The 12,500-nt window shown below is 57.2% G+C and carries 3 protein-coding genes, 1 tRNA gene and 2 rRNA genes; all 6 read right to left on the minus strand.

Annotation, left to right across the window (positions count from 1 at the left end):
• Nucleotides 1–1,711: exodeoxyribonuclease V subunit alpha (gene recD / locus AC1DVF_RS20790; protein ID WP_477783076.1), on the minus strand; the 1,711-nt coding region annotated here is incomplete at its 3' end.
• A complete protein-coding gene (gene recB, locus AC1DVF_RS20795; RefSeq protein WP_460089791.1) occupies nucleotides 1,708–5,397 on the minus strand; it encodes an exodeoxyribonuclease V subunit beta in 3,690 nt (1,229 codons plus the stop codon). The genes recD and recB, both read right to left, overlap by 4 nt.
• Nucleotides 5,394–8,846, minus strand: a complete 3,453-nt coding sequence (gene recC, locus AC1DVF_RS20800; RefSeq protein ID WP_093442400.1) for an exodeoxyribonuclease V subunit gamma — start codon at nucleotides 8,844–8,846, stop codon at nucleotides 5,394–5,396. The genes recB and recC overlap by 4 nt, the downstream gene beginning before the upstream one ends.
• A 154-nt stretch (nucleotides 8,847–9,000) precedes the next feature.
• A 5S ribosomal RNA gene (rrf, locus tag AC1DVF_RS20805) occupies nucleotides 9,001–9,116 on the minus strand.
• Nucleotides 9,117–9,267: 151 nt separating this feature from the next.
• A 23S ribosomal RNA gene (locus AC1DVF_RS20810) occupies nucleotides 9,268–12,161 on the minus strand.
• A gap of 246 nt (nucleotides 12,162–12,407) precedes the next feature.
• Nucleotides 12,408–12,483: transfer RNA gene (locus AC1DVF_RS20815), tRNA-Ala, on the minus strand.
• Nucleotides 12,484–12,500 lie beyond the last annotated feature (17 nt).

Raw genomic sequence — 12,500 nt, forward strand, 5'->3', positions numbered from 1 at the left:
AGCCCAGACCGTAATCGTTGCGAGTCATCAGAACCGGACGGCCTTCGTACCATTGCTGATCGTTTTCAATCAGACGTGCTTTGAGCAATGCGGCGGTGATGCGCTGATTCAGACCTTCGACGCCCCATGGCCCTTTGCGCACGGCGCACAGCAACTGGAAAGTGTCGAAAGCTTGCAAGACTTCGCGGGCCCAAACGACCCAGTCCGGATGTTCGAGGGGCCGAGCCGAGGGTGGGCGCTGGTCACGCAGCACACTCAGATAATGGCGGTAACCCTGCGGGCCGTCGCCGTGCCCTTCCAGCAGCAGGCGCTCCAGCTTGTGATCCTGTTCGCCCTTGAGCGGCAACGAATACACGTCGTCATAGTGTCCGGCGGTGAGCAACTGACGCGCTTCATCCGGCAACTGTTGATTGACCCGACGCGCGAGCTGACCGATCCCGCTGCCCTCGCCGAAGCGCCGGGAGTGACGCAGCATGACCACCTGCTGCGCCAGCGGGTGAGCGCCTTCGACGTCTTCATGCAAGCCGCTGCCCTGCAACGACTCACCGCTGACCGACTCCAGCCACTGTCGGGTCTGCGGGCTGTACCAGCCACCCTCGGCGTCACGGCACAAATCCCCCAGTACAGCGCCGGCCTCCACAGAGGCCAGTTGGTCCTTGTCGCCCAACAGAACCAGGCGTGCATGGGGTGGCAAGGCATCGAGCAGATTGGCCATCATTTCCAGGTCGATCATCGAGGCTTCGTCGACCACCAGCACATCCAGTGGCAAGCGATTGCCGGCGTGGTGGCGGAAATGGCGGGTGCCGGGACGGCTGCCCAGCAGGCGATGCACGGTGGTAACGTCACAAGGAATCTTCGCCCGCACCTCTTCGGTAACTTTCAGCGACTGCACCTGCTGGCTGATGGACTCGGTCAACCGCGCCGCGGCCTTGCCTGTCGGTGCCGCCAGACGAATCCGCAGCGGATGACCGGTAGCGACTGCGGGTGCTTGCAGCAGGGCCAGCAAACGCACGACCGTAGTGGTTTTGCCGGTCCCCGGCCCCCCGGTGACGATGCTGAAGGCACCACGAGTCGCAATGGCGCAGGCGAGTTTCTGCCAGTCGATCACCTCACCCGTTCTCGCTGATCCGAACAGTTCGTTCAAGCGCTGCGGCAGATCGTCCGGTGTTGCTTCGACTTGCTGCAGGCGCTCGCGCAACGCCGTATCAATGCGCCGTTCGTAGGTCCAGTAGCGTCGCAGATACAGACGTTTGCCCGACAATACCAGCGGGCGTTGCTGTGCGAAATCACTGGTATCCGCCGCCAGCGCGACCAAAGAGCTGCCGGCCAAAACCTTGCACCAGTGAGCACCGTCGAGCGCCTCAAGCAATTGCGACGGCAGCAACAGCACACCGCCTTGCACGTCGCCTTCGGGGGGCAGCGACAGCGCGAAGTCAGGAGCCTTCAGGGTTTCGTACAGATCAAGACAGACATGACCGTGGCCCAGTTGATGGCTGGTCAGGGCGGCAGCCAGCAGCACCAGCGGATCGGTGTCGCGCTCAAGTTCGTGCAGGAACGCGACGAACGCTTTGTCCAGCGCACGCAGCCAGCCACGCTCGACCCAACGAGTCAGCAATATCAACAGGTCATCGGCGCGAGTCAGCGGCGAAAGCCTCGACAGGCTGTCGGCTGCCAACGGCGTGGGGAGCAAATCGGCAAAGGTGCGGCTCATAGCAGGACTCCCTGTTCCCAGGCGGGTTCGGACTTGGGTTCAGGTTTTCCTTGAAACATACGGTCGAGACGCTCGATCAGTTCACGGGGTGGACGGGCGAAATACACACCACGACTGTCAGCACGCGTGCCACGCAGGAACAGATACAACGCGCCGCCGACATGTCGGTCGTAATCGTAATCAGGCAGCCGCGCCTTGAGCTGGCGATGCAACGCCAGCAGGTACAACACGTATTGCAGGTCATAGCGGTTGTCGAGGATTGACTGTTCCATGGCCTGCTCGGTGTAGGCCTGATCATCCACACCTAGCCAGTTGGATTTGTAGTCCGCCACGTAATAACGGCCATCGTGTTCAAAGGTCAGGTCGATGAAGCCTTTGAACATGCCGTTGAGTTGCACCGGTTCGGCTGCCACGCGGGCCACGCCCCGATGCGTATGCTGACGCACCAGTTCGTCGAGTTTGACTACATCGACTTTATGGCTGGCGAACCAGAACTCCATCTCGACCCGATACTGCTTCAGTTGTTCGAGTACAACCGGTGGCTGCCCGCCGGCAATCGGCAGTGGCGATTTGAGCAAATGCTGCAACCAGTCACTCAAGGTGGTGATCCAACCCTCCCAACCGCGCAGGTTGCAGCGTCGGGCAATCGCATCCTCCAGCGCCTCGCGGGAAACGGCAAAGCCGTCATCTCCGGCCCATTCCAGCAAACCGTGGAGAAACGTTCCGGGATTGGGACCGCGCGGAAAGCGGTGAATATCGGCACCGCCGGCAATGATTTCCCGTGGAGCATCGGGGTCGAGGCGTTCGTCATCAAACAGCTTTTGCGCTTGCGGGCTGTCCGGTGCTTCATCGCTGCCGCCACTCAACACGTCGCTGATGCGCAGAGCGCTGTAGGAGGCGATCCACCAGTTTTCGCTGGCCTTGCGCTTGGGCAACAGTGTGGCACTCAGCACGGCGTCATTGTGTGGCGGCTGGTAATGCTCGTCAGTGGGTTGGGGCATTTCATCGATATGGATAGCCGGGCAATCCTGTTGCAGATCTTGCAGCCAGCGTTTCAGTTCGCTGGACTCGCCAAGCGATGCGCCACCACCAAGCAGATAACCCAGCGCCGAGAGGTGCAGCACCGAGCTGTTGTTATTGCCCCGTTTGAGATCCGTCACGCCCAACCAGCAGGCATGTTGTGCGCGAGTCAACGCAACGTAGAGCAAGCGCAAGTCTTCGGCCAGACGCTCATCGTCCGCTTGCGCTACCAACTCGGCAGTTGGTTTCAAACTCATCTGAGCCTTGCCCTCTGCATCGTGGTAATGCAGTGGCAGGCGACTGCCATCCACGGGTTTTGCCGAACAAATGAACGGCAAGAACACCAATGGATATTCCAGGCCTTTGGACTTGTGGATGGTCACGACCTTGACCAATTGCTCATCACTTTCCAGACGCAGAATCTGCTCTTCGCCGGCCTGGCCAGACACTGCCAGCAGTTCAGCCAGATGGCGAATCAGCGCTTGTTCACCGTCCAGCTCCGCTGCTGCTTGCTGCATCAATTCCGACAGGTGCAAAAGGTTGGTCAGGACACGCTCGCCATCGGTGCGCGTCATCAAGGTTTGCGGCAGATGGAAGTCGTGCAGCAGGCGGCGCAACATCGGCAGCACGCCTTGCTTGCGCCATAGCTCGCGATAGCCACGGAACTGCATGACCCGGGTTTCCCAGACCAGTTCGTCCTGGTTCAGACGTTCCAGTTCGGCCAATGGCAGGTTCAGGGTGATGCAGGCCAATGCCGCTTTCAGGGAGCGTTCGACATCCGGCTCGGCACAGGCCTTGAGCCAGGACAACAGGTCGTGGGCTTCTTGTGCCGCGAATACCGAATCCTTGTCCGACAGGTAAACGCTGCGAACGCCACGGGCGGCGAGTTCTCCGCGCACGGCCTGGGCTTCTTTGCCGTCGCGCACGAGAATCGCGATGTCGGACGGCCTCAGGCCTCTGAAATCTTTGCCGTCCTGAATGAACCCTGCGCTAGCGTTTTGCCCACCATTGAGCAGCGAGGTGATTTCGCTGGCGCACGCTGCCGCCAACTGCTGACGATAGACCGCACCTGACAGTGGCTGGTCGGTGGACAAGAGCCAGACATTCAACGCCGCGACAGCTTGCCCGGCAACTTGCAGCTGTTCCTTGCGACCTTGAGATTCGACGGGGAGGAACGGCACCGGGTTGTCGCCGTTTTTCTCGCGGAACAAAAACGCTCCGCGGCCCTGCTCTCGGGACTCGGCGCGTGCGAAAACATGATTGACCGCGTTGACCATGCCGTGGCTGGAACGGAAGTTGGTGCCCAGCGTATGCAGCCGGCCAGTGGTGGCCTGACGCGCGCGCAGGTAGGTATAGATGTCTGCACCACGGAAAGCGTAGATCGCCTGCTTCGGATCACCAATCAGGAACAGGCCGGTCTCAGGACTGTTGTCTTCGATGCGATAGATACTTTCGAAGATTCGGTACTGCACCGGGTCGGTGTCCTGAAACTCATCGATCAGCGCGACCGGGAACTGCTCGCGAATCAACGTCGCAAGACGTTCGCCTCCGTCGGATTGCAGAGCGGCATCCAGGCGCAACAACATGTCGTCGAAGCCCATCTCGGCGCGACGCCGCTTCTCTTCTTCAAAGCGCGCGCCTACCCATTTGGCGGCATGTTGCAGCACTGCGGCATCAGGGGTTGGCAATGCATCGAGACTCGACTTGAGCTTCGGCATCGCGTCCAGGCCGGGGTGACTGGGAGCATGGCCTTTCCACGCTTCGGCCATCCCGTCGGGAGTCAGTCGGGTGAAACCAGTGCCGATATCCAGTTGTTCCAGGGACTCATCTTCGGCCCATGCCTTGAGCTTTTCGAACCACGGTTCGAAGTAACGCGCCTGCATCTTGCGACCGTCGACAGTTTTGCTCGCAACACCTTGATGACAGATGGCGAGCAATTCGTCTGCCCACTGACGCCATGGCCTTTTCAGCTCGATCAGCGCGGCACGGCGTTCTTGCAGACATTCATCGATCAGCTCCGCAGGCGCCTTGCCCTCGTCGCTGTCACGCTCGCTGGCGAACAGGCCGCGCACGCGAGGCAACAACGCCGCCGGCCCACCCCAATTGCTGCGAACCCAATTCAAGGCATCGCCCTGCATCGGGTAACAGAACAGCCGCCAGTAATCGCGCAGCACTTCGCCGAGCAACTCGCTGTGATCGGTTTCCAGGGATTGGGTGAACAAGCTGCCGCTGTCGAACGCATGCTCACGCAGCATGCGCTGACACCAACTGTGGATCGTCGAGACAGCTGCCTCGTCCATCCATTGCGCGGCGACATCGAGGCGGTTGGCGCAACCGGGCCATTGTGGGGAGTCGAATTGATCACGCAATTCGGCGATCAGCGCGTCGGGCGCAGGCGTTTCGTCACGAAAGAATCGCGCGGCCTCAGCCAGACGCGTGCGTATGCGTTCGCGCAGTTCCTTGGTCGCGGCATCGGTGAAGGTCACCACGAGAATCTGTGGTGGCAACAATTCTCGGCCGAATCCACACGCCTCGTCACCATGCCCGAGGATAAGCCGCAGATACAAAGCCGAAATGGTAAAGGTTTTACCGGTACCGGCACTGGCTTCGATCAACTGGCTGCCCTGTAGCGGGAATGCCAGTGCGAGGGGTGTCTTGGTACTCATGCGCGAGCCCCTTCGGTGGACAGCGAACGCCAGGGCGCTTCAAACAACGGGCGATACAAGGCGTCACACCAACCGGAGAACGTCTCTTCGGCAAGCAATGCGTCAAAATCGGCAAATTGCCGTGACAACGCAGGGCTCTCGCGGCGCTCGCCTTCGCTGGTCTGCCCGTCACCTTCATAGGCTTTACGCGCGGCCGCTTCGGCCTTCAGCGGGTCGCTCTGAGCGAGCCACGCGAAGGCAGTTTTTACCGCGATCGGCAGTGGCTGACGCATCCCGGCCTGCCAGGCGAGGAGCAAATCGCCGAGGAAACGTACCGCTCGATCCGGCTCCATCGGTTCAAGCAGCAGCGTGTCATCGCTGGCCACCAATGCGGTGCTCAGGGAAAGTCCACTGGCGCAGGCCACCAGATGATTGACCCAGGGTTTGATCAGACGATGCCATTTACGGCTTTTTATCGAGCCAATGCTGTTGGGAATGGTCGTGACCGACAACAGGCCTCCGTCAGCACGCTGATGCAAACCGGCGAGCCAGCCTTCGAGTCGCAAGCCCTGTAATTCAAGGTTGACCGGCGTGGCACTGCTCAACGGGGTCGGCCACAGTGTCAGCAGTTGCTGATAACGCTGCAGTAGATCCGGCAGAGGTTCGATCAGCTCTCGTTGCAGGCACTCGCCAAAACCCGCCATTGGCAACAGACCGCTGTTTTGCAGACGTCGTGCCTGGGCAGTCAGCGCCTGTTCGACATTGTCCGGTTGCCTGAGAGCAGCTTCGAGCAGGCTGTCGCTGAGCGTGTAACGCTGCAATGCGTCCAGCACGAAGGGCTCTTCATCGGCCAGGGGGGCTTCGGCCGCTTCGAAATACACTTTGAGACGTTGGGTAAAAAAGTGCCGGACCGGGTTGCGCAAAAAGTCCTGCAACAACGCCAGGCTCAGCGGCTCATCTTGTACATAAGGCGTCAGCACCTGCGCTTCGTTTTGAGACTCATGCTGTTGATGCAGAACCTGCCATTCGCTGGCATAGCTGAAGAGTTGATCGCCCTCATGAAAATAGCGCGCACTGAACGGCTGCAGCGGGTGCTCTTGCGTCATGGCACTCAGCAGATCGCGGTTTTCATCGAGCAATCGCCAACCGCTGGCGAGGTGATCGCGCAGTTGGCCAATCAACACGGAGGCTGGTCGCTCACTGTTGTCGCGGATGCTGCGTCCCACCCAACTGATGTACAGCTGATTGCGCGCCGACAAAAGCGCCTCAAGCAAAAGATAACGGTCATCTTCACGTCGTGAGCGATCTCCCGGACGGTAGTCGCTGCCCATGAGGTCGAAGTCCAGCGGCGGCTGTGCGCGTGGATAGTCGCCGTCGTTCATTCCCAGCAGGCAGACCAGTTTGAACGGTATGGCACGCATGGGCATCAGCGTACAAAAATTCACGGCACCGGCCAGAAAACGCTGAGACAAACGCCCTTGGTCCAGGCCGGCGAGCCATGCTTCACGAACCACGGTCAGTGGTAGCTCATCCGCCAGACCTACGGCGTCACAGGTTTCCAGCCAGGTTTCGCGCAGCTCTTCGAGTTGGGTCAACAAGTAGTCGTCATGCTCGTTACTGGCCTTGAAGAACAGTTGCATCAGGGCCTGCAAACGGTATCCCCACTCCTTGGGTTGAGCGGGTTGGGTGAGCTGTTGATGGGCGAGTTCCAGCGCATCGAGCAGAGCCACCAACGGCCCGATCAGTGCGGCGTCGAGTCCGCCAATCTCATCGTAGGGTTCAATCCCTTCACATGCATTGGCACTGCCGACGGCGTAGCCTAGAAGCATGCGACGCAGGCCGAAATGCCAACTGTTTTGCTCAAGCTCGTCGGGTAAACCCAGACCCGCTCGCTGCTCGGCACTCATGCCCCAACGCACGCCCGCGCCTTCGATCCAGCGATGCAGTGTCGGCAGGTCGCGCTCTTCTACACCAAAGCGAGCGCGGAGTGCGGGAACGTCGAGCAGGTCGAGAATTTCACTGACCGGGAAACGACTGTCGGGAAGCTTGAGCAGGTGTTCGACCGCGATCAGCAGTGGATCACGGCCACGTTGTCCCTGGTCCGCCAATGTGAAGGGGATAAACCGCGAATCATGCCGGTCAAGCTGACCAAAAACCGCGCGGATATGCGGGGCATAGCTATCGACGTCAGGCACCATGACGATCACATCGCGCGGACGCAGATCCGGATTGGCACTGAATCGTGCCAGGAGCTGGTCATGCAGTATTTCGACTTCACGTTGAGCGCTGTGGGCAATATGAAAGCGGATCGACTCGTCCTGTGCCAGATCGACAGCAGGCCAGTGCTCACGGGTTTCATTGAGTGGGCGCAACTCCAGGATATCGTCCTGTAGTTGATTGAGCAGATTGTGCGGCTGAGTTTCGCTGAACAGGTCTATGCGGCCGTCGCGAAAAGCCGCCCGATAGCTATTGGGATCGTCATAACTGTCGAGCAGGTTGATGTAGTCCCGGCCCTGTTTGCCCCACGCAGCCAACAATGGATGGGCGTGTTGATGCAGTGTTTCAGGATCCAGCACTGCTGGCATTCCGGTCTTGCGCGATTGCCGTTTGTATTGATGCCGCAGCAGATCCTTGTCGGCGACGATATCGGCCCAATGGTGGCGGCACGGGTTGTGTACACACAGCAGAACCTGACTGAAACGTGCGAGCCCGGCCAGCGCTTCAAGCACTTGGGCTGGCAGCGAAGAAATCCCGAAAACGATCACTCGCGAAGGCAATCCCGCAGGTGCTTCGTTGAGGTTATTGATGCGTTCGAGAAACCGTTGATGGACGCCAGCACGACTCTGCGCCATGCCCTGTTCGCCTACGTCATCCAGCAGCGCGCGCCACAGTTCTGCCTGCCAGCAACTGGTCGGGGGCAGTGGTTTTACTTCACCTCTGACCGTGCGCAATTGATGCCGGCCTTCGGCCCAGTCTTCCAGCCAGTCGGCCCGGTACACCTGATATTGGTCGAACAGATCCGCCAAGCGTTCGGACAATTGATAGCGCTTGCGCAGGTCGGTGTCATGGGTAAGGAAGCGTTGCAACGGCTCGAAATGCGGGCGATCAATCACCTGTGGCAGCAGACGCATAAGGCGCCAGGTCAGCGGGGCCTTATCGAGCAGGGATTTGGGAGGAATTTCATCTCGACCCAATACCATGCGGTAAAGCTGCCACATGAAACTGCCCGGCAGTTGCACATCTATCGCGGCAGCAATACCGCAACCTCCGAGATCGTCGTCCTCTGGATCTTCAGCCAAGGCCAATTTGAGCCACTGGGCAATACCGTTGCTCTGCACCAGAGCGATTTCGTTTTCCAGCGGGGCCAGTGGATAGCGCCGCATTATGCTGATCACAAGGCTGCGCAGTTCGTCCAGACTATTGCTCTGGACCACCATGAATGCAGCGTTGAGGGACTGGGCGTCCGGCATAAGGGTTTCCTTGGAGAAGTACAAAAGCCAGGGCAGAACCTTAGCATTGTCGACAGGGTATGACAGCCGGACGACATCCTTGAATGCTGTACGAACTTTCCTGCGGGCAAAACAAAACCCCAACTGCTTTCGCAATTGGGGTTTCGGAATTTAATCTTGACGATGACCTACTCTCACATGGGGAAACCCCACACTACCATCGGCGATGCATCGTTTCACTGCTGAGTTCGGGATGGGATCAGGTGGTTCCAACGCTCTATGGTCGTCAAGAAATTCGGGTACTGACTCGTGACCKKRTGGYCTCGCTTCAGCAAATTGGGTATGTGACAGCTTTCGGYGTTTGTGAACATCGAACTTTCGGTTCGTTTCGTCTTCACACACCGCAATCTGGTCTCTTCGACGCAAATTGCTTGGGTGTTATATGGTCAAGCCTCACGGGCAATTAGTATTGGTTAGCTCAACGCCTCACAGCGCTTACACACCCAACCTATCAACGTCGTAGTCTTCGACGGCCCTTCAGGGAACTCAAGGTTCCAGTGAGATCTCATCTTGAGGCAAGTTTCCCGCTTAGATGCTTTCAGCGGTTATCTTTCCCGAACATAGCTACCCGGCAATGCCACTGGCGTGACAACCGGAACACCAGAGGTTCGTCCACTCCGGTCCTCTCGTACTAGGAGCAGCCCCTCTCAAATCTCAAACGTCCACGGCAGATAGGGACCGAACTGTCTCACGACGTTCTAAACCCAGCTCGCGTACCACTTTAAATGGCGAACAGCCATACCCTTGGGACCGGCTTCAGCCCCAGGATGTGATGAGCCGACATCGAGGTGCCAAACACCGCCGTCGATATGAACTCTTGGGCGGTATCAGCCTGTTATCCCCGGAGTACCTTTTATCCGTTGAGCGATGGCCCTTCCATACAGAACCACCGGATCACTAAGACCTACTTTCGTACCTGCTCGACGTGTCTGTCTCGCAGTCAAGCGCGCTTTTGCCTTTATACTCTACGACCGATTTCCGACCGGTCTGAGCGCACCTTCGTACTCCTCCGTTACTCTTTAGGAGGAGACCGCCCCAGTCAAACTACCCACCATACACTGTCCTCGATCCGGATAACGGACCTGAGTTAGAACCTCAAAGTTGCCAGGGTGGTATTTCAAGGATGGCTCCACGCGAACTGGCGTCCACGCTTCAAAGCCTCCCACCTATCCTACACAAGCAAATTCAAAGTCCAGTGCAAAGCTATAGTAAAGGTTCACGGGGTCTTTCCGTCTAGCCGCGGATACACTGCATCTTCACAGCGATTTCAATTTCACTGAGTCTCGGGTGGAGACAGCGCCGCCATCGTTACGCCATTCGTGCAGGTCGGAACTTACCCGACAAGGAATTTCGCTACCTTAGGACCGTTATAGTTACGGCCGCCGTTTACCGGGGCTTCGATCAAGAGCTTCGCGTTAGCTAACCCCATCAATTAACCTTCCGGCACCGGGCAGGCGTCACACCCTATACGTCCACTTTCGTGTTTGCAGAGTGCTGTGTTTTTAATAAACAGTCGCAGCGGCCTGGTATCTTCGACCGGCATGAGCTTACGGAGCAAGTCCTTCACCCTCACCGGCGCACCTTCTCCCGAAGTTACGGTGCCATTTTGCCTAGTTCCTTCACCCGAGTTCTCTCAAGCGCCTTGGTATTCTCTACCCAACCACCTGTGTCGGTTTGGGGTACGGTTCCTGGTTACCTGAAGCTTAGAAGCTTTTCTTGGAAGCATGGCATCAACCACTTCGTGTTCTAAAAGAACACTCGTCATCAGCTCTCGGCCTTAAGATCCCGGATTTACCTAAGATCTCAGCCTACCACCTTAAACTTGGACAACCAACGCCAAGCTGGCCTAGCCTTCTCCGTCCCTCCATCGCAATAACCAGAAGTACAGGAATATTAACCTGTTTTCCATCGACTACGCTTTTCAGCCTCGCCTTAGGGACCGACTAACCCTGCGTCGATTAACGTTGCGCAGGAAACCTTGGTCTTTCGGCGTGGGTGTTTTTCACACCCATTGTCGTTACTCATGTCAGCATTCGCACTTCTGATACCTCCAGCAAGCTTCTCAACTCACCTTCACAGGCTTACAGAACGCTCCTCTACCGCATCAYCCGAAGRTGATACCCGTAGCTTCGGTGTATGGTTTGAGCCCCGTTACATCTTCCGCGCAGGCCGACTCGACTAGTGAGCTATTACGCTTTCTTTAAAGGGTGGCTGCTTCTAAGCCAACCTCCTAGCTGTCTAAGCCTTCCCACATCGTTTCCCACTTAACCATAACTTTGGGACCTTAGCTGACGGTCTGGGTTGTTTCCCTTTTCACGACGGACGTTAGCACCCGCCGTGTGTCTCCCATGCTCGGCACTTGTAGGTATTCGGAGTTTGCATCGGTTTGGTAAGTCGGGATGACCCCCTAGCCGAAACAGTGCTCTACCCCCTACAGTGATACATGAGGCGCTACCTAAATAGCTTTCGAGGAGAACCAGCTATCTCCGAGCTTGATTAGCCTTTCACTCCGATCCACAGGTCATCCGCTAACTTTTCAACGGTAGTCGGTTCGGTCCTCCAGTTAGTGTTACCCAACCTTCAACCTGCCCATGGATAGATCGCCCGGTTTCGGGTCTATTCCCAGCGACTAGACGCCCTATTAAGACTCGCTTTCGCTACGCCTCCCCTATTCGGTTAAGCTCGCCACTGAAAATAAGTCGCTGACCCATTATACAAAAGGTACGCAGTCACAGAACAAAGTCTGCTCCCACTGCTTGTACGCATACGGTTTCAGGATCTATTTCACTCCCCTCTCCGGGGTTCTTTTCGCCTTTCCCTCACGGTACTAGTTCACTATCGGTCAGTCAGTAGTATTTAGCCTTGGAGGATGGTCCCCCCATATTCAGACAAAGTTTCTCGTGCTCCGTCCTACTCGATTTCATGACTAAGAGATTTTCGCGTACAGGGCTATCACCCACTATGGCCGCACTTTCCAGAGCGTTCCGCTAATCTCAAAGCCACTTAAGGGCTAGTCCCCGTTCGCTCGCCACTACTAAGGGAATCTCGGTTGATTTCTTTTCCTCAGGGTACTTAGATGTTTCAGTTCCCCTGGTTCGCCTCTTGCACCTATGTATTCAGTACAAGATAACCATCTTATGATGGCTGGGTTCCCCCATTCAGACATCTCCGGATCAAAGTCTGTTTGCCGACTCCCCGAAGCTTTTCGCAGGCTACCACGTCTTTCATCGCCTCTGACTGCCAAGGCATCCACCGTATGCGCTTCTTCACTTGACCATATAACCCCAAGCAATCTGGTTATACTGTGAAGACGACATTCGCCGAAAATTCGAATTTCTCAAYTAAGAGAACTCACAAATTTTACCTTAGCCTGATCCGTTACCAGTGAAAGTAACGTTCAGTCTATCTTTCTATCACATACCCAAATTTTTAAAGAACGAACTAGTCAAAGACTAGAAATCAACATTCAYCATCATCWTGATGGAATGCTCATTTCTAAGCTTTATACAAGAGAAGCAGTAGTGGTGGAGCCAAACGGGATCGAACCGTTGACCTCCTGCGTGCAAGGCAGGCGCTCTCCCAGCTGAGCTATGGCCCCGTATTTCTACAGGCGTT

The organism is Pseudomonas sp. P4_D7 (genome assembly GCF_056401755.1).

What these genes read in the sequence shown, in the direction of transcription:
- recB (WP_460089791.1), bottom strand. Translation starts at nt 5,397, where the DNA reads ATGAGTACCAAGACACCCCTCGCACTGGCATTCCCGCTACAGGGCAGC.
- recC (WP_093442400.1), bottom strand. Translation starts at nt 8,846, where the DNA reads ATGCCGGACGCCCAGTCCCTCAACGCTGCATTCATGGTGGTCCAGAGC.